13 protein-coding genes and 1 rRNA gene are annotated in these 19,021 nt (G+C 42.2%); 8 read left to right on the top strand and 6 right to left on the bottom strand.

Going from position 1 to position 19,021, the window contains the following annotated elements:
• On the top strand, nt 1–951 hold the full coding sequence (locus tag ISG33_RS08015; protein WP_195733099.1) for a hypothetical protein: 951 nt from the start codon (nt 1–3) through the stop codon (nt 949–951).
• Between the two features lie 13 nt (nt 952–964).
• Here ISG33_RS08015 and ISG33_RS08010 read toward each other — a convergent pair whose 3' ends face one another.
• Both ISG33_RS08010 and ISG33_RS08005 read right to left on the bottom strand, forming a co-directional pair.
• Complete coding sequence (locus ISG33_RS08010; RefSeq protein WP_195733098.1) at nt 965–2,182, bottom strand: M24 family metallopeptidase; 1,218 nt, start codon at nt 2,180–2,182, stop codon at nt 965–967.
• Nucleotides 2,183–2,215: 33 nt separating this feature from the next.
• Nucleotides 2,216–3,631: a YfcC family protein gene (locus tag ISG33_RS08005; RefSeq protein ID WP_195733097.1), complete on the bottom strand. Its 1,416-nt coding sequence runs from the start codon at nt 3,629–3,631 to the stop codon at nt 2,216–2,218.
• Nucleotides 3,632–3,914: 283 nt separating this feature from the next.
• On the opposite strand from ISG33_RS08005, the gene ISG33_RS08000 reads away from it, so the two are divergent.
• Entirely contained in the window at nt 3,915–4,091 is a 177-nt protein-coding gene (locus ISG33_RS08000) for a hypothetical protein (RefSeq protein ID WP_195733096.1), read from the top strand.
• Nucleotides 4,092–4,115: 24 nt separating this feature from the next.
• Here the strand turns inward: ISG33_RS08000 and ISG33_RS07995 are convergent, their stop codons facing one another.
• The gene (locus ISG33_RS07995) at nt 4,116–5,693 is read right to left on the bottom strand and encodes a lipase family protein (RefSeq protein WP_195733095.1); all 1,578 of its coding nucleotides are present in this window, start codon (nt 5,691–5,693) and stop codon (nt 4,116–4,118) included.
• A 252-nt stretch (nt 5,694–5,945) separates the two neighbouring features.
• Between ISG33_RS07995 and ISG33_RS07990 the strand changes: the two genes are divergently transcribed.
• A complete protein-coding gene (locus ISG33_RS07990) occupies nt 5,946–7,172 on the top strand; it encodes an EAL and HDOD domain-containing protein (RefSeq protein WP_195733094.1) in 1,227 nt (408 codons plus the stop codon).
• 64 nt (nt 7,173–7,236) lie between these two features.
• Here the strand turns inward: ISG33_RS07990 and ISG33_RS07985 are convergent, their stop codons facing one another.
• Nucleotides 7,237–8,436 (bottom strand): response regulator, encoded by a 1,200-nt coding sequence (locus ISG33_RS07985; RefSeq protein WP_195733093.1) that lies wholly within the window; start codon nt 8,434–8,436, stop codon nt 7,237–7,239.
• A 308-nt stretch (nt 8,437–8,744) separates the two neighbouring features.
• On the opposite strand from ISG33_RS07985, the gene imuA reads away from it, so the two are divergent.
• The 3 genes from imuA to ISG33_RS07970 are packed head-to-tail and all read left to right on the top strand — an operon-like array spanning nt 8,745 to nt 14,087.
• Nucleotides 8,745–9,434: a translesion DNA synthesis-associated protein ImuA gene (gene imuA / locus ISG33_RS07980; protein WP_195733092.1), complete on the top strand. Its 690-nt coding sequence runs from the start codon at nt 8,745–8,747 to the stop codon at nt 9,432–9,434.
• 17 nt (nt 9,435–9,451) lie between these two features.
• Nucleotides 9,452–10,900, top strand: a complete 1,449-nt coding sequence (locus tag ISG33_RS07975; protein ID WP_195733091.1) for a Y-family DNA polymerase — start codon at nt 9,452–9,454, stop codon at nt 10,898–10,900.
• The gene (locus ISG33_RS07970) at nt 10,884–14,087 is read left to right on the top strand and encodes an error-prone DNA polymerase (protein ID WP_229333502.1); all 3,204 of its coding nucleotides are present in this window, start codon (nt 10,884–10,886) and stop codon (nt 14,085–14,087) included. The genes ISG33_RS07975 and ISG33_RS07970 overlap by 17 nt, the downstream gene beginning before the upstream one ends.
• Here ISG33_RS07970 and ISG33_RS07965 read toward each other — a convergent pair.
• Entirely contained in the window at nt 14,071–16,332 is a 2,262-nt protein-coding gene (locus ISG33_RS07965; RefSeq protein ID WP_195733090.1) for a winged helix-turn-helix domain-containing protein, read from the bottom strand. The genes ISG33_RS07970 and ISG33_RS07965 overlap by 17 nt on opposite strands.
• A gap of 287 nt (nt 16,333–16,619) precedes the next feature.
• Here ISG33_RS07965 and ISG33_RS07960 point away from each other — a divergent pair, with 287 nt between their 5' ends.
• Together ISG33_RS07960 and ISG33_RS07955 are read left to right on the top strand one after the other, a co-directional pair.
• The gene (locus ISG33_RS07960; RefSeq protein WP_195733089.1) at nt 16,620–18,023 is read left to right on the top strand and encodes a family 14 glycosylhydrolase; all 1,404 of its coding nucleotides are present in this window, start codon (nt 16,620–16,622) and stop codon (nt 18,021–18,023) included.
• A gap of 146 nt (nt 18,024–18,169) precedes the next feature.
• Complete coding sequence (locus ISG33_RS07955) at nt 18,170–18,409, top strand: hypothetical protein (RefSeq protein ID WP_195733088.1); 240 nt, start codon at nt 18,170–18,172, stop codon at nt 18,407–18,409.
• A gap of 492 nt (nt 18,410–18,901) precedes the next feature.
• Here ISG33_RS07955 and rrf read toward each other — a convergent pair.
• Nucleotides 18,902–19,017 (bottom strand): 5S ribosomal RNA (rrf, locus tag ISG33_RS07950).
• Nucleotides 19,018–19,021 lie beyond the last annotated feature (4 nt).

The following is a 19,021-nucleotide window of genomic DNA, read 5'->3' as shown; positions in this document are numbered from 1 at the left end:
ATGAGTCGTCAGCACTCCCAACACTCAGAAGAACAGGCAGTATCATCCCTATATCACAAACTGGAAAAAGCCGAAGCATCAACCTGTGTCGACGCGGCAGTTTTAAAAATGGCCGCAAATGAACTAGCGGCGAAAGAACCAAGGCCGCGTAGGGCAAAAGCCAAATATTGGAGTAAATGGCCTTTCAGCGGTTCGATAGCGGCAGCATTGATTTTAGTCGCAATTACACTAACGACATACGAACAAGCTGACACAGATTTCGCCCTAGAACCAAGCGAGGTTGATGATACCTTGGCGCTAAGCATGAGTGACGATGCTTTGGAGACAAACATGGAAGATCTGCCTTTGAGTAAGGAGCAAAAGCAAAGGGCAACACAACAGTTGGAAGCTTTGCTTGTGCTAAGAGAAAACAACACGGCAAATGAGTTAGCGCTACGAGCAAAAAAATTATCCGACGAGCAGCAACAAGAAGTGGCGCGCATGATTGATTCAGAGTTGCAGAGTGAAAAAGAGCAACTGGCTGCCTTAGCGTCTGAAGCCGAGTTATTGGCTGAGCCCGAGGCGCTTAGCGAATTTAGCGACTCAAGCCCTGAGCAGCTAGCCCTAATAGACAATGCTATTAAGCAATCATATGCTCAGTTAGCGTCACTTTTAGGTATTAAAGACAGTGAAAGCATCGAAGCCCTTGAAGTGATCAGGGTTTCTAGTTCGAGGCTACAGAGTGCGACTGATGGGCTCACAGCAGCACCGGCAACAGAGGCTCAGGCAGCAGAAGTACTAACACGAAATGCCTCTGAAGATCCCGCGTTACAAAAGCTACAAAACACGCTATTTGAAAATTTGTTAGTGCAAAAGCAACAACGCAATGACTGGAAGCTAGAGGATAAGTTTAAGAAGGTGCTTAGCGACGAGCAAGTGCAAAAACTAGCGCCATCGTCAACACAGAACTAAGGGGCTGCGACCCCTAAACTGTCGCTAAATTAAAGGGGTCATCCAAGCTACCTGAGGGTTGCGTGAACCACTTCGGCCCTAACTCAGTCATATAAAAATGATCTTCAAGACGTACACCAAAGCATTCCGGCTTAATTACCATAGGCTCATTACTAAAACACATCCCCGCTGCTAATGGTGTTTTATCAGAGCCAACCAAATACGGCCATTCGTGAATATCCATGCCGATGCCATGACCCGTTCTATGGGGAACACCTGGTAATTTATAGTCAGACGCTAAATTCAAGTTTTGTAGCTGTACACGGACTGCGTCATCTACTGAGCCACAAGGATTACCAATTTTTGCAGCTTGAAATGCAGTGACTTGAAGGCTTTTTTCGTAGTTCCAAAACTTACGCTGCTCAGCACTTGCCTCACCAAAAGCATAGGTGCGAGTGATATCAGAATGATAGCCATGGAGTTTGCAACCAGTATCAATCAATACCCAATCATCTTTGTGAAGCGTCTGTTCATAGTTCACTCCATGCGGATAAGCAGTAGCTTGACCAAATAATACTATGCAGAAATAAGAACCCGAAGCGCCCACTTTTTGATGAGCTTCGTGGATAAAAGCTCTCACCTCAGCAGTTGTTATACCCTCATGTAGCATCGACGCGGTGGCCTTATGTACGTCGAGTGTCATATCCATGGCCGTTTGAATAAGTGCTAACTCTTGAGTTGATTTGTGCATGCGGCATTGAGCTGTAATCAAGGCACCATCACACAATGAGATATTTTGGGTATTTTTGTAGAGTTTTGACACCAGCGCGAAAGCTGTCGACTCATCGATGGCTAAGGTAGTGCCGACACCGGCTTTATCAGCCACAAAAGATAGCAAGATATCAGTCGGAGCTTCATGCTCTTCCCAAAGCAGCATGTCAAGCTCGACAACCGCGGCCTGCTCTAATGAACCACGCTCGAAGGCAGGGGCAATTAGCGTAAGCGTCCCGTCCTGAAGCAGCACAGCCCCAACCAAACGCTCACTTGCGTACCAACGCAAACCAGTGAAATATTCTAAGTTAGTGCCCGCGTTCAAGTACAATGCATCAATATTCTTGTCTTTCATCAAACGCTGAGCCATAGCGACACGCGACTGATATTCGCCCAGCGAAATCGCGCTTACCTGCTTGGTCATATTGCTTAAAGAATCTAAGGCATTTTGTTGACTTGAACCGCCGACACCAAGGGTCATATATCATCCTTATTCATTGCTAATAGCGTTAAATCAATTGAGGCTGTTTAATACAGGTTGCACATCAGCACCGTAGTCGAAAACGACCGCTAGCACTAACACGATTGAAGCGGCAAACATAAGCTTTAAAATAAGCGGAAAACAGAATTTAAACCATGCATGATATGGCACACCCGCCATACCGATAATGCCCATTAAAACCGCATTGGTTGGAATGATCATATTCGAGAAGCCATCACCAAACTGGTAAGCCAACACTGCAATTTGGCGATTGACACCAATTAAATCGCCCACCGGCGCCATCAAGGGCATGGTGACATAAGCCTGGCCACTGCCCGACGGAATGAATAAGTTAAGCAATGTTTGCATGGCAAACATACCGACAGCAGCAAGCTCTGCACCGAGATAGGAAAGAGGTTCCGACATTCCATACACAAGAGTATGTAGTATTTGCCCGTCTTCCATTATCAGTGCAATCCCTCGCGCGACACCAATCAAAATTGCCGTTGTTGCGAGATCTTGAACACCTTCAATAAACTTATTTGAAGCCGTATCAGGGCTTAACTTACCTACCACTGCGGTAAAAATACCCCACAAAATAAACAGGGCGCCAAGTTCATACAAATACCAGCCTTTGGTAGAGATTCCCCACACTGCTGCGCCCACTGTGACGACCAAGCCAAGTAAAATAAGCTTATGACGAATATTCAATGCTGGGTAATCATGCAATTCGTTATCGCCTAAGGGACATGCGACATCTTTAACATACGACCTCGACGGATCAGCCTGGACCATTTTTGCGTATTTCCACACATGATGAAAACCGATCAACACGAAGGGAAGAAAAATAGCGAGACGCAGCTCAATGCCTGAATACAAAGGTACACCTGCGACTTTTTGTGCCACCATAACGGTAAATGGGCTAAAGGCAGATACCCCATAACCAATACCGTAGCCAGTAACCACCATACCAACTGCGGTCATGGCATCTAAACGCATCGCTTTACACAAGCCAACAAGAATAAGTACAAAGGGAATATATTCACCTGCAGTGCCAATAGCACCTGAAGCCAGAGCAAAGACAAAAATAACCATAAATATGAGCATGTATGGCTTATGCCCAAAGCCCTTTAACAAGCTGCCAATTAAAGCGTCAATTGCTCCTGTTGCTCTGGCAATTGCCAATACGCCACCCACAATAAATACGAAGAAAATAACATCTTGGGCTGCGGCAAGCGCACGCGGTATCGCTACTAAAAAATCGAGAGGAGATAGATGTACTTGTGTTGTAGAAAGGCTGTAAGTGCCAGCAACAACTGCTTCACGGCCGTTTTCCAGCGTGACCGTATCAAAAAAGCCCTGAGGCACTAGCCAAGTAGCGATATAAGCCACCAGCATCATGCCTAGCAAAAGTACTAAAGTATGAGGAACATTGAATTCTTTTTTCATGATTATTTTATTTTCTAAGTAATGTCTGGTTAGCGCTCAAAGCGATATGCAAGCTCTTATTAACTACGATTATAGCGTTACATTCAAATATTAGAACGAATCGTTGATTTAATATTCACTTTTATCAAGAAAGAATATTCAGAAACATTTAGTAATAAAAGTTTCACCATTTTCTAATTGCGCATCGTTTTTAACACGGTGTAAACTTAGCGGCTGATTAATCGCACCAGCAAGCAAAGATTATTAAACTCAACTTGCTCACAATAGTGCCAACGAGAACTATATGCCACAACAAGCTTTATCTGCTCCACCACTTGCCCTTGTTAAAACTTGGGTTGAGTTACTGAAAGATGATAACCGAGATGTCGCAAGTCATGCTCGCGACATGTTAGAGCGCGCCTTCGAACAGCAAGTAGACTTAGTGCTATATTGCAAAAAACATAATATCAAGATGTCTTAATAAGCCTCAATCGAGGCTTATCTCCTATTGGCTGTTTCTAGCCAACGCAATATTTTTCAGTTTATTTCGATAAATTTGCATGGAATGACTTCTCACCGGTTTGCCAAACGATGCGCCGACTGATGTGCAGAACCAAAATATTTGATCAAATTTCGATGGGTTACTCAAAATATCAGGCTTAATTTCTTTCGAATCAGCAACGTCGGTTAAATACCGTAAATCGCCATAATGGCGGTAGTAAGACAGATCATCAAAAAATTGTTCAGCCTTCGCTAATACATTAGCAATAAACGGATGTTGTTTATTTTCGACTCCTTGGCGAATTGCAAATATCCACCGCACAGCATATATGGGCAGCTTAAAAATGGGAGCAAAAACCCCCGGTGGCACTCGAGGTACAACATCGCTGGAATTGACGATACGAAATATGGGTGTCTTCATACCGTTGAAGTAGTTGTAGTCAGCGACTCGGGGCGCACCAAAGCTATAAACGGCACCGTTACTATCGGGAAGCAACTCTCGTGCCGCAATCGTAGCAATAGCGCCGCCTAAAGAATGCCCTGTGAAGAAAACCGGGCAGTGTTCATGCCCTAAGGCTTGCTTAGCTTCGTAGATATTTTTCATTAGCTGGGGCGCCAAAGCTAAAAACGCACCATAGAAGCCACTATGCACTCGGCCTATTCTATTATTACTGATAGTGAAGCCATATTTTTCACGCAAGGAAGTCAGTTTGGCATCTGCAGCCGCTAATTCATCGTCAGCAAGTGGTTTTGCATTAGCATTCGTTAACCAATCCTCAACATTAACTTCGGAACCACGAAAGGCAACAACAATAAAGCTTTTCTTCGTGTCGATATTTCTATGTAAACTCACATAACCCTGGGCGCTAAGCTTGCTGATAATATTGGGTGTTTGGTGCTGCGTTAAGTCTACCGTTTGGTTGCTTAAATACGGGCCAACATACTCTAGCTCACCTTTGCGCAAGCCCGCTAATAGTGCATCCTGATAAGAACTTTGAGGAAAGGAAAATGAATCTAAAAGTTGATTTAGCTGGGTTTGCTTTTGTTCACTCAATTCAGCTCCTTGCTGCCACTCACGTAATGGATTTATCACTGGGGCAAGTGCATGAGACACATTTTCTGCGGGTATATAAGCGAGTTCCGCAAGCTCACCCATAATGTAAGACATACGATCACTGTAACCAATTCTAGTATGAGGAATGGCCCCAGCTGTGCTACCGTCGAAGTATTGTTTTTGTGCCACTGTGGTGGTTATTCGACGATTATAAAGTTTAGCAAACAGAGCAAGAGTAACTGCGGCTAAACTCCCAGCAGTGCTTAGATCCATGCTAGCAAAGAAAGTCACAATATGCTGATAGCCGTCGATAACACGCCCTACATTATGAGACAGAAACTCACCAAGTGTTGGCTGCAGCATATCGCTTTTATTACTTTCATCGCCGCTTAAAAAGGCAAGTACAGAACTACCTGAGCCTACACCTAATAAACCAAGAAATAGCCGACCAAGATTGACACTAGATGATGATGCATCTGTGTTTCGAGCTGGCTGCGGTTCTCTTTTAACTGAGGATGGTGAAGCCATAAATGCTAAGTCCTTGTCGATGTTGGCGTGGTGTTGTTTGGGCTAACAAAAATAGCGTAAAGTCTAATTTTGTATTCATGATGTAGCTTAGATTTAATGTAATGAACTTTGTTTATAAGAGCAAGGTTGTTTATTGTGCGCTAAGTGCACAATAAAAGAGCAAAGTTGCCGAATTTAGGGCTTGCCCTATTCCTTATTTGGTCGATACATGTTTATATTCTTCCAGTAACAACGTATTACAAAAGGTAATCAATGTTTGCATATGTAGCTCGACAAGCAATTTACGACACCGAAAAACGCGTATATGGCTATGAACTATTGTTCAGAGATGGCATTAAGAACTGCTTTCCAGATATTTCCCCTGATGAAGCAACTAGCAGTATGCTTGCATCCAGCCATCTGAGTATTGGCGTTGAAAACATTACCTTTAACAAACCTGCATTTATTAATTTTCATACCGACACCCTGATCTATCGCTTCCCATCAACTCTCGATCCCCAAAATGTCGTTATTGAAATCGTTGAAACCGTAGCAGTCACTGATGAGCTCGTAAAAGCTTGTGCTCAAATTAACGAGTTAGGCTATAAAATGGCCCTCGATGATTATGATTTTTCAGAGCACTGGGAAGCATTGATGCCCTATATTCACTTTATTAAATTTGAGGTGGAAGTAATCGATTTAGATAACCCCGTGATTGTTAAAAGGCTTCAGCAGTTTGCTGATGAAGGCAAAATACTCATTGCTGAACGGGTAGAAACCCACGAGGAATTTGAACGCTTTAAAGCAGCGGGGTTTCATTATTTTCAAGGCTATTTTCTATCGAAACCAGAAGTAGTCAAGCACAAGCATATTGATGTGTCGGTTAATTCAGTGATAGAGCTTTTGCGTATTAGCGTGTCAACTGAGCTTGATGTAGCAAAAATCACAGAGATTTTTGAAAGAGACCTTGGGCTTACCTTCAAGCTAATGCGTTTTATTAACAACCCTAGCGTAAACAAACGTAATAAAATTGAATCACTTTCTCATGCCTTGAAGTTTTTGGGCCACGTTGAACTAAAGAAGTTCATTGCGCTACTCACCTTAGCCAACCTCAAGGGCAACAAACCTGAAGATCTTTTGCTATCTAGCCTTACGCGAGCCCAGTTTTGTAAGTTAATCAATACTAAAATGGGGCAGTCTGAAGATCCACCCAATAGCTTTATCTTGGGCTTATTTTCACGCACCGATGCCTTGCTCGACATGCCCATGGAACAAGTCTTAGAAAAGTTACCCTTCAGCGAGATCATCACCGATGTGTTATGCAAACGAGAAGTTGAGGATGAGCTAGCCCAGCAGTTCCAGCTATGTGTTGCATTTGAAACTGCTGATTGGAGAAAGATTGATGAGTTTGCCAAAAAAATTAATACCTCGAATGAGGACCTATTCAGCATGTATTACGAAGCAGCAGCATGGGCAAATCAGATGCAGAGCAGTTTGTAATGAGTTAAATCTACTAGTTTAAGACCAGTGGTTCTTGTTAAAGACCATATGTGCATTTACCCTTCTAATTATCAATTAGAGCAAATTTAGTGAGTATTTTACTGATCGTTGATTTGGTAATTGGCTTAACAACGTAACCCTTTGCTCCTCGCTCCAGTGCTTCTTTCACAGTACTTTTTTGTTTCATACCGGTTAACATGATCACAGGTGTATTGTGGTTTATATTAGCGTGATTTTGTGTCTGACTTACAATATAAATACCGTTTGTATCTGGTAAATTAATATCCATCAAAATTAGGTCATACTTACAGGTGCTAATATTTGCCAAAGCAACTCGCCCATTTTTAGCAACCTCTACATCTATTTCATATGCATGCAATAAGCGTAAAGTAAGTTGCTGGCTGATGAGATCATCTTCAACTAACAAGACTTTCGGTTTTCCGTCACGGCTGAGTAGCTTTTCAACATCCACGTCCTGTTTGTACAGGCGATTAAATTCCGGAGTTTGTGTATCTGCTTGCTCTTCATCTTTATTCGTATCATCTTGATCGATTGCCTTCTCTAACAAAGAAATCGTTTTTTGTTGCAACATTAACAACTCAGGGCGAATTTCATCTGATTTTATTGATGAAAGTGTCTCTCTTAGTTTTTCTATATCAAGTTTAACACTTTGGTGCTTTTGAATTTTAGCTGCCGCATCATCTAAGCTCGACTCAATCTCACTGATCGTATTTTCAAATTCTTGCTGCATGAGCGCTTTTTTATTTAGTGCTTTTTCTATTAATGCTGCATATTTGTCATTAACTAAATTCTTTAGAGCACTTGTCACCTTATTCTGAATGCCTTTATTTGCCGCAATTCCCAGTTCTATTAGCAAATGTTCACAAATAAGAACGATACGGTGCAGTTCAAATATTGGCCGAGAGACTAGGTAATCATCAATCGCTAAACAACGGTGAGCTTCAAATGCTTCCCTCTCAAATTTGCGAGGAATCAAGGATACAACTCTGTGTTGACAAGTTTTACGATTGGATACCGCATCCAAGCAGCGGTAATAATTAATCAGGCTGTTTTCTAAGCTATCGCCCGTCATTAACAAAATTTTGGGGGTGCTAGTTTCGACCAACAGCATACAAAGCTCTTTAAGGCTTGAGCAAGTTCGACAATGAGTAAAGTTTTCATTAACTTTATCGAAAACAACTTTGTCACTTTCTTCTTCGGTAACATATAAAACAATCAAATAGTTTGCTTTGCTATTTTTCATATGTTGCAGGGTATCCTTATTCATAGCTAACGTGAAAGCTATTTAAAGACTAAGTTTAACTCGTATAAGATTTACGAATTAGTATGGAGTAAATACACAGTAACAAGCTATGTAATAAATGCAAAGTACTTAAATCCACAAACACTCACCAACAAAAGCTCTCGCTCTATAAAAATAAATATACAAATCATTGGCTTAATTTTCAGAATGCGGCTTCAAACGCCTTCAACAAAACAATTCCTTGATCATCAAACATAAATATTTATACTGTATAAATATACATATAAGCTAATAATGATTAGGTTGCGATGAAATCTCTTCTACATGATTTACAGAAAAAACAACTTGTGTGGACAGCTTCTAGCCTAGATCAACATAAGGAACGCGTTGCTACGGGCTATCATAAGTTGGATAAGGCTTTGCATGGTGGTTTTCCACAGGCAGGTCTTGTGCATGTTTCATCTTTAACAGGTTGTGGCGAGCTTCGCTTAGTACTGCCTGCTTTGGTGAACATGCAAAAAGACGCTCGTTTATGTGTGTTTATTACACCGCCACATTTATTGAACTCTGAGTTTCTATTAAACGAAGGCATAGCGCTAGAGCGGGTACTGATTATTCAAGCTGATAGCAGTGACGAAGCTTTATGGAGTGCAGAGCAATGCGCTAAGAGCGGAGCGTGTAGTGCTGTTTTTATATGGCAGGCTACATTGCAACAACTGCAAGCTAAAAAATTAGAGTTAGCAGCAATTAAAGGCCAATGCTTAAACTTCTTTTTCACGAGTACGCAGCAACAAAGCGATAACCTGCCAGTTAGCTTGTCCTTGTCACTGCAACGTCAAAACGAGCAAATACAGGTGAAAATCAACAAACAAAAAGTAGGCTGGCCTTTACCTCCATTTAAGGTAAAGCTGCCGTTTAAGTCCAAGTTAGGATCTCCTATGCGGCAAGGTAGGCAAGCTTCACAAAGTAATGTTATTGCTTTGCATGCTAAGCATTAAATAAGGCCTTACTACGTATGCAGTTCGACACCTCTTCATTGTGGATATACTTGTATCTTCCAAATTTACAGCTCGACCTTCAAAGAAATGAAGTAGATACAAAGCCGAGCATTATATATGAGCCACGCAGCAATCAGGTTGTGCAACTAAATCAGGCCGCTCAGAATTTGGGCTTAAGTTTAGGAATGGGGCTAGCCAGTGCCAGTATATTGTCGAATGAATTAGTGATAACTGAGTACAAACAAGAGTTCGCTAATCAAGCTCTTCAGCGCTTAGCAAACGATTTGTACCTAGTGACTTCTGATATTGCTATCGACGAACCCTATGGCATTTATTTACGTGCGCAAAACATGCTAAAGCTATATGGCGGTTTGGCTGAGTATTGGCATGTGCTCGAACAGGTATTAAGTAAATACAACTTCCGCATGTACTACGCCAGTGCATACTCGGTAAACGTAGCGAAATTATTGGCTAAGCATCACCTGCGTTTCATCAGTGACAATAAAGAGGTGATACGTAGTCGGCTACAGAAGTGCACATTGCAGTTAAGTGATATCGATGAAAAAGATATTGAGAAATTACACCGAGTAGGCATTAAAACATTAGATAATTTACTCATACAGCCTATATCAGCACTCGCAAGTAGGTTGTCGCGTGCCAGCGTGAGCGTTGTTGCGGGGCTTCGTGGTGAAGCACCGGTAAAGCTGTGCTTTTATCAACCCCCTGAAACTTACCGCGACTACCTTGAACTACTCTACGACATCCAGTTGATTGACAAATTATTACCCGTTATTAAGCGCTGTCTTGATGGCTTAGAGTCATATTTATTGGTGCGAAACGCATTAGCGCTAAATATTTCACTGCAACTCCATCAACGTGAGCACGAGCCCATTGAGCAGGTGATAAATAGTGCTTTACCGCTTTATAAAAGCGCTGATTGGCTCGATATTATCGCCCTTCGCTTTGAAAGTATATCGCTTAGCTCAGCGGTTTACGGTATTACCTTATGCTGTGAAAAAATAGAGAAAGCAGATATTTGTGAAAGTGATTTTTTTAGTGAAAAAAGTACTCATGTTGCAGCAATGACCCTATTGTCACGCTTACGAGCAAAGCTGGGTAAACAAAAGGTAAATTTATTGGAGTATTGCGACGACTATCGCCCTGAAAATGTGAACCAGTATTTATCTGAAAAGCAGTCGAGTGGCTCCCAGTTGAAAGTAAGTCAGACAAAAGATAGTAGTGCGCCCTCTCTTTTTAATGACCGACCAGGCCTGCTTCTATCAGAACCAATCCCCCTAACAAGCAAAGTGACCATATTGAATGGCCCGGAACGCATTTCATCAGGGTGGTGGGATGACGCTCCTATCGAACGAGACTATTTCTTAGCGCAAAATACTAAAGGTCAGCAACTATGGCTATTTCGAACCCCTCAAGATAAATGGTATGTGCATGGCTACTTCATCTAGGGCTCCTCTTCAAATAGACTTTGCCGAATTGGTTTGCCAAACTAATTTTTCATTTTTGGAAGGGGCATCACATCCAGAAGAAATGGTGCGTCAAGCTTATTTTTTACAATACAAAGCCATAGCAATTACCGACGAATGCTCGATGGCCGGAGTGGTTAGAGCCTATGCCGAAATCACTCGTCACCACCTCCCGATTAAAATGATTGTAGGCAGTAAATTCATATTTGAAGGTAATACCATTGTACTGCTGTGTCCGAATAAAAAAGCCTACAGCGAATGTTGCCGGATTATTACGAATGCTCGCAGACGTGCTGAAAAAGGCGACTATCAGTTAAGTGAGTGGGATCTCAAATCAATCAAGCATTGCCTTTGTATTTGGCTTCCAAGTAGTAATCGTGAACGCGATCACAGTTGGGCAAGGTGGCTGAACAAGCATTACCCAAAACGAACATGGCTGTGTATTCATCGCTGGTTAACCGCGAACGAGTATGATCATATAAGCCATTGTGAAGATTTAGCTGAACGCTATGAGTTAGATATTATTGCGAGCTCATGTGCCCTAATGCACGATCCTAGTAGGCAGGCATTGCAACATTGCCAACATGCGATCCGAGAAGGAAAGCTCATTAGCGAACTTGGCCGTGAGGCACTATCAAATCAGGAAGCTTGTTTACGGCCCTTAAATAAACTGGCTAACCTCTATCCTGCTCAGTGGCTTAACAATAGCGTTATTGTGGCAAGCTTATGCCATTTTGATATGTCGGAATTGGCTTACCAATATCCAGCTGAGATCCTACCGGCAGGCTCAACGCCAGCAATTTATCTTAGGGAGCTCGTTGAAAAAGGTATTCATAAACGCTTCCCAAATGGTGTTAACAAAAGCATTAGAGCCATTATTGAAAAAGAGCTTAAGTTAATCAACGAACAGGCTTACGAGTATTTCTTTTTAACCATTTACGACATTGTACAGTTTGCTAAAAAGCGGAATATTCTATACCAAGGTCGCGGTTCTGCTGCCAATTCAGTGGTGTGCTATTGCCTTGAAATAACTGCGGTCGACCCTAGGCAAATCGACGTATTGTTTGAGCGCTTCATTTCAAAAGAACGTAATGAGCCACCTGATATCGATGTTGACTTTGAGCACGAGCGACGCGAAGAAATTATTCAGTATATTTACCAGAAGTACGGGCGTGAAAGAACTGCTATTGCAGCAACTGTGGTCTGCTACCGTTTTAAAAGCGCCCTGCGTGAAGTGGGTAAAGTACTTGGCATCAACCGCACCGACCTCGATTATTTCATTAAGAATGTTAATCGGCGAGATCGAGAAATAAGTTGGCAATCGCAGCTTAGCGAACTGGGGATTAGCCCAGAATCATCAAAGGGTAAACATTTTATCTATTTAGTTGAACAACTTATTGGCTTTCCCCGCCACCTTTCTCAACATGTTGGGGGCTTTGTGATATCAGCAGGCCCTTTGTATGAAATGGTTCCTATTGAGAACGCTTCGATGCCAGAGCGCACTGTGATTCAGTGGGATAAAGACGACTTAGAAACCTTAAAGCTGCTGAAAGTTGATGTTCTAGCACTAGGAATGCTCACCGCTATTCGCAAAACCTTCAGCTTAATCAGTAAACACTATGGGCACACATATAGCATTCCTTGTATCACTCGCTTACCTGACGATCCTCAAGTGTTCTCGCAAATACAGCAGGCCGATACAGTCGGTATATTTCAGATCGAGTCTCGTGCTCAAATGAGTATGCTACCTCGTTTAAAACCTAACGCGTATTACGACTTGGTTGTACAAATTGCCATTGTACGCCCTGGACCCATTTTAGGTGACATGGTACATCCTTATCTATTACGTCGTGATGGTAAAGAACGCTTTGACTACCCATCACCTGAGATTCAAAAAGTACTCGAACGAACCATGGGGGTACCTATTTTCCAAGAGCAAGTTATTCAACTAGCTATGGTCGCGGCGGGTTTTAGTGGCGGTGAAGCTGATGCTTTGCGTCGAGCTATGGCTAGCTGGAAAAAGGATGGTGAACTGAATCGTTTTAAAAATAAGTTAACTGAAGGCATGACTCAACGTGGTTATTCAATAGACTATGCTTTGCGTTTATTTGAGCAAATTTGTGGCTTTGGTGGTTATGGTTTTCCCGAGTCACACTCAGCTTCTTTCGCTGTATTGGCCTATGTGTCAGCTTGGTTAAAGCACTATTACCCTGATGCTTTTTATGTAGGCCTCTTAAACAGTCTACCAATGGGTTTTTATTCGCCCTCGCAAATTATCCAGGATGCCAAGCAACATAAGGTAAGTATTCTCGATTTTTGTATTAATCATTCTGGCTATGACCATCAATTGGAGAGTATCTCTTCAACTATCAAAGTGACAGCTAAGCGGAAAGATTGTAATTCATCGAGCTATGGCAAGTATCAAACATCCTTTAAGTATCAATATCATGGTGGCTATGCCATTCGAATGGGCTTACGCTTAATAAAAGGCTTAAAAGCAGCTTCAGCTCATACGCTTATTAAAAGTCGTCCTAAAAATGGTTATCAAAACATCGCGGAAATACGCATGCTTGGACTAAGTTCATCGTGCCTGCAAGCCCTAGCCAGCGCTAATGCACTATCTGTACTCGCTAACAATCGTTACGAAGCAAGATGGCAGTTAATGGATTCGGTTCAGGAACTACCCTTGTTTGCTAACGCCTACAGTACAGGCCAAAATGAAAGCAAGGATGAAATAAAGCAACCGAGTTTATTCGATAATTTAGTTGAAGACTTCGCTAGCACTGGGCTATCGGTGAATCAACACCCTATCGCCTTGCTTAGAGATGCTAGCCTATTACCAAAGTTTACGATGGCTAATGAATTATGCCAGGTTCCTCATCAGGCTTTTGTGAGTGTTGTCGGCCTTGTTACTGGTAAACAAAGCCCGGGAACAGCAGCAGGTGTTACCTTTATTACCTTAGAAGATCCTAGTGGAAATATAAGCGTTGTAGTTTGGCAAGCATCAGCGCGAGCACAAAAGAAGGCCTATTTAAATGCAAAGATCTTACAAGTTAAAGGCATACTAGAACGAGGTGATGGTGGTGTAACTCACGTTATTGCTGGCAAACTTATTGATCAAACTCAGCTACTCACACAGCTTGATTTAAAGTCTAGAGAGTTTCGCTAACTACGCGCTTTATCCGTTGTGGCACGAGACGCAAGCCATCCACTTTCATTAGACGACTTTGACTTGGCGACGCTTCTACCATTAATACCTTAGTTGCATTGCTGTTCACACTCAACTGTGGCATTAAAAGTCTGCGGCCAATTGAGTAGCTTTCTGATTGTACCTTATCGTTGGCATCAGCTAATGAGACTTTGTGCAAGTGCGTGTTGTTGTTAGTAGAGCTAAAATAATATAAAGCGTTGTTGGCCACACTAAAGTTGTTCGGCATTAAATTATCAATCATCCCCAACTGCAGATCCTCGTTTGCAAATAGCTCACGTAATGAAGAGGCAAGTAGTACTTCACCTTTATTGCTGGCTTGCTGAAGATACGAACTAGGTAACAAAATAGCAGTGTTGTTTTCAGCAACTGCCAACCAAAAACTGTCATTTAAAGGCCTCAATAACGAAAAACCCCGTGCTATCTCGCTTTGCTTGTTGGTGGCTATATCGAAGACTAAGGTGCTAGTTATCGGCTGTTCCTGTTGATCAAGTCGTCGCTCTTGCACATAAATATGTTTCGAATCTAGTGACCAAACGGGTCTTGTCGACGCTGGACTGAGTTGGGTCAAAAAGCGCAGCGCATTGGTTTTCAAATCAAGCACAAAGATGCGTTTGTTTAACTCACCTACTGCATAGCTATGATCAAAGCTCACGGCAAAGCTGCTTAAGTCATCAAAACCTGGAAGCTCCATCAAGCTTTCATATGCATCATTATCACTGTAACGATTTAAACTTAAGGTGCCATTACTAGAGGATACGAAGTATAGCGAGGCGTCATCGCTTGCGTAATTCGGAAAAGCATCCGTAGACGCCCTATTAATTTGCAGCGTGCTTACACTGGCCGCTCCCGAAAAAGGCATTGGAATTTCGGTTATGTCGACCAATAGTTTAGGTTTTTCTTTTACGGTGAAACAATAATCACCGCATTGTTCGAGTACATTCTCAACCTTAAAAGGTATACCTTTCCACTCATAGACACGTTGCTTTTGAATGTTAAAGTTTAAGAGCATGCCTTCATTTGAGACAAATGATACGCTTCGATTATCAGGCGACCATGAAAGATTCTTTATGCCTAAAGGCACCTCTTTTTGAAGAATCACCTCATTATGCACTCTGGAAAAGAGAATAAGGAAACTCTGTGATTCGGACTGCGCACTAAGCGCTAAGAGATCATCATTTGTCGATTCTTTTGCAAAAGTTATCTTGGTATTTTCTGGGAGTGCCACGGGTAAAATATGAGTACTTCCGCTGTCAATATGATAGCGAATAAGACCGTAGTTATTAGACGTTGCAACAGATTCGCTCTGATCCTGTTGGCTCTCTCCAAACAAATATAAATAGCCATTGTCATTAGAATATGACAGAACCGTAATCTGTTGCAGTAATAACGAAGGGTCAAAGTTAAGTGTATCAGTACTCTCTATTGCCAAGTGTTCACTGATGTTAAATAACACCAGAGAGGATTCCTCAGAGCCTGCCGATGCGCTGCGCATATTTGCACTAAGTTTAGTAGCGATGAGCTGTGTTCCATCAGCATTTAAAATACCCCCAACATAACTCTCAGTGCCCCAAGTTAAGCGCTTTGTAACTCGTTTGTTTAAATCTTTGATATACAAATGTTGACTGTTTTCAAAACGAGGTTGAGTGGAAAAAACAAGCATTGCATTATCAGACAAGTGAGGACTTACTTCGCTTCCTTCAACAGTGATAATTAATGACGAAGTAAATATGCGATCCTCTTCTTGAGGAAGTGACTGGAAACTACCGAATTGTGCTTGTATCAGTAATGTTAGAAAGATAACAAACAGCGCCCCCGCTCCGTAGATAACAAACTTACGATGCCACCACTTATCAGTATGAAAGGTAATCTCAACTGGCATTATAAAGAGGTAGCCCTTCAAAGGGACCGTTTTTACAAATTTTGGCGCTCTGGCGTTATCTCCAAGGGCTATGCGTAACTTCTTAACTAGCGCTCGTATTGCATCATCGCTTGCACTTTTACCGGCCCATACTTCAGTCACTATTTCGTCTCGTGACACGATGTGTTCTTTATGACGAATGAGTAATAAGAGAAAAGTAAAGACTTGTGGCTCTAGGTGGATCGATTCACCATTCTTAGTCACATCACCACTTGGGGTTTTGACTGAAAAACCTGCGAAGGAAATTTCACTTTCACCAAAATACTGTAGAAGAGAGTCTTGCACCTAAAACCTTTAGTAAGCATTGATTAATACGTTGAAGACATTTTCGTAATTACAGTTGTAGTAATTATTTGCAACGCCAAAGTGTAAGGGTGATTAGTTGAGCACCGAGTACAAATAGTAACGTATTTTATCTATTAAGGTAGCAAAACATTTTAGATTGTATAACGGGTCGTTTCCCTCTGACATAAATTGCAACCGTATTCATAACGAAGTTACTTCAAAAAGATTGACTTAAAGCTGCTTATTTTAAAGTATGGGCTTATACGACACGATTACAACAGTACCCTATGAAATCTTATATCTTTGCAGCTTTATGTTTTCTCTCATTATTTGACGCGGGTGCTGAATCAACTGCTTCACAAGAGTATACTTTTAATGTCATGGCCCCCCTTGTACTCGAAACTGATGCTGACTGGAATAATTTTACGCATAACCTTCGAGAAGCACGTCAAATAGGCGTAAAAGGTGTTTCAGTTGATATTTGGTGGGGCATGGTCGAAGCTAAAGGTGACAATATTTTTGACTGGACCTATTACCGGAAAGTAGCCAATATAATACAGGAACAAGGGCTTGACTGGATACCGATTATGTCTTTTCACCAGTGCGGTGGAAACGTTGGTGACAGTTGCGATATACCGATACCGAAATGGGTATGGACGCATTTTCACTTAGTTGATAAAAAATCCCTCATGTTTAAAAGTGAAGAGGGAAACTACTCACAAGAAACCCTTAGTTTTTTAGTGGACGCTGCTACTCAAGACCAGATTTATCAGCAATATGCAGAGTTCATGATAGCCTTTCAGACCGAGTTTGCTGAATACAAAACACTTATTCAAGAAATAAACATATCGATGGGACCTGCTGGAGAACTTCGATATCCCTCATACAATGGGCACGACAAAAATAGCGCTTATCCTAGTCGGGGTGCTATTCAAGGCCTTTCTCCGCAAGCCGTAGAGCTTTGGCGGGCCAAGCATGTCCGAAATTGTACAATAACATGTGCTGGCAATTTACTTATTGAAAACGCCTTAGATAATCATGCCCTAAACATAGCGTTTGCGAAAAATAAGCACCTAGACAGCGCTGAGCAGCCTCTTAATAATTATTTGAATTGGTATCACCAATCCTTAATCAAACATGGTACTAAGATGCTTACAATCGCTGACAAGGCCTTTTCTGGCGATTTTAAAGATATAAGCCTAGGCTATAAGATACCAGGTATTCATTGGCAGATACCCGAAAGTGCTCAGACAATACCTAATGCAAGATCAGCTGAAATAGCAGCAGGCTTGATCCCTGCCAGCTCCCAATACGATCATAGTAACGCCATGGGCTATAGCAATATTTTGAGCATTGCGTCGGATTTTTCTAAGACTTATGGACGAGAGGTAATCGTTCACTTCACAGCATTAGAAATGAATGATAATGCTCACGCTCCGGCTCATAGTATGGCGAAGTCATTAGTGCGTTGGGTTGCCAAAGGAGCCCAAGACCTAAACCTGATTATTAAAGGTGAAAACGCACTAGCTGCGGGTGTTTATAGCGTGCGGGGTTGGAATAATATAAAAGATGCCCTGTCGCTTCACTACAGTGGTATTACTGTACTTAGAATTACGGACGTGGCAGATGCACAGCAAAATCGCATTGGCTATGAAGAGCTAAAGAAACTTATACCTACTAACCCCAATTAGCCTTTCACCTCCACAATATACCAATTAGCGTTACCGTATTTGTATCAAAATATTAATGCCAGTTAGAACTGACACACTTCATTACTTTTGCTGTTTGTTTTTTGCGCGTATCAGACGATAATTACTAGAAGAAATATGGAGGAATTATGTCGACCTTAATCGAATCTAAAACTAAAAAAACTAAGAGAGTGGCGGTTGTCTCATTCATCGCGCTATTTGCCTATTTTACTGTAGCGTCGCATATCGACGATCAAGAACATGCTCAACCTCTGCTTGTAGTATCTGACCTAAATGTGGGTGATACAGAATCCCACGCTTTAAACCTAAACATTTCGATAGATCTTGGCGACAAATTAAATAGGATTGTTCGTATTATCCTAGATTAAGGCTAGTCTGCCTTCATGCCGGCGTAAGCCGTCGGTATCACACCGAAACGTCATACCGGCATAGGCCGGTATCTCTTTTATACACCGAAGTGTGTTCGTGAGATTACCGCCTTCGCGGTAATGACGAAGTGCCTAATGTAGCGTCATACCGGCGCAGGCCGGTATCACACCGAAACGTCATGCCAGCGCAGGCCGGTATCTGCTTTTATACACCGAGGTGTGTGCATGAGATTACCGCCTTCGCGGTAATGACAGTGTGTCTCATCTACCGTCATGCCGGCGAAGGCCTGTATCTGCTTTTATACACCGAGGTGTGTGCGTGAGATTACCGCCTTCGCGGTAATGACGGTGTGTGGAATCTACCGACTGCGCTGCAATGACGGGGTGTGGAATCTACCGTCATACCGGCGTAGGCCGGTATCTCTTTTCTTCAGGCATAAAAAAACCCGTCTCAAGGACGGGCTTCTCTACCTGCTTGCGCAGTAAATGGGAGCCTGACGGTGTGCTACTCTCGCATGAGGAAACCTCACACTACCATCGCCGCTAATACGTTTCACTTCTGAGTTCGAAATGGAGTCAGGTGGTACCGTATCGCTATTGCCGTCAGGCAAA

It is taken from the genome of Marinibium conchae (genome assembly GCF_015595035.1).
Classification (GTDB): domain Bacteria; phylum Pseudomonadota; class Gammaproteobacteria; order Enterobacterales; family Alteromonadaceae; genus Glaciecola.
Note: the sequence above shows the minus strand (reverse complement) of the source record. Positions and strands in the feature narration are given on the sequence as shown.

Bases quoted from the DNA above. Each gene is read 5' to 3' on its own strand.
- ISG33_RS08005 (WP_195733097.1), bottom strand. From the start codon at position 3,631: ATGAAAAAAGAATTCAATGTTCCTCATACTTTAGTACTTTTGCTAGGC.
- ISG33_RS07990 (WP_195733094.1), top strand. From the start codon at position 5,946: ATGTTTGCATATGTAGCTCGACAAGCAATTTACGACACCGAAAAACGC.
- ISG33_RS08000 (WP_195733096.1), top strand. From the start codon at position 3,915: ATGCCACAACAAGCTTTATCTGCTCCACCACTTGCCCTTGTTAAAACT.
- ISG33_RS07975 (WP_195733091.1), top strand. From the start codon at position 9,452: ATGCAGTTCGACACCTCTTCATTGTGGATATACTTGTATCTTCCAAAT.
- ISG33_RS07970 (WP_229333502.1), top strand. From the start codon at position 10,884: ATGGCTACTTCATCTAGGGCTCCTCTTCAAATAGACTTTGCCGAATTG.
- ISG33_RS08015 (WP_195733099.1), top strand. From the start codon at position 1: ATGAGTCGTCAGCACTCCCAACACTCAGAAGAACAGGCAGTATCATCC.
- ISG33_RS07985 (WP_195733093.1), bottom strand. From the start codon at position 8,436: ATGAAAAATAGCAAAGCAAACTATTTGATTGTTTTATATGTTACCGAA.
- imuA (WP_195733092.1), top strand. From the start codon at position 8,745: ATGAAATCTCTTCTACATGATTTACAGAAAAAACAACTTGTGTGGACA.
- ISG33_RS07960 (WP_195733089.1), top strand. From the start codon at position 16,620: ATGAAATCTTATATCTTTGCAGCTTTATGTTTTCTCTCATTATTTGAC.
- ISG33_RS07995 (WP_195733095.1), bottom strand. From the start codon at position 5,693: ATGGCTTCACCATCCTCAGTTAAAAGAGAACCGCAGCCAGCTCGAAAC.
- ISG33_RS07955 (WP_195733088.1), top strand. From the start codon at position 18,170: ATGTCGACCTTAATCGAATCTAAAACTAAAAAAACTAAGAGAGTGGCG.
- ISG33_RS08010 (WP_195733098.1), bottom strand. From the start codon at position 2,182: ATGACCCTTGGTGTCGGCGGTTCAAGTCAACAAAATGCCTTAGATTCT.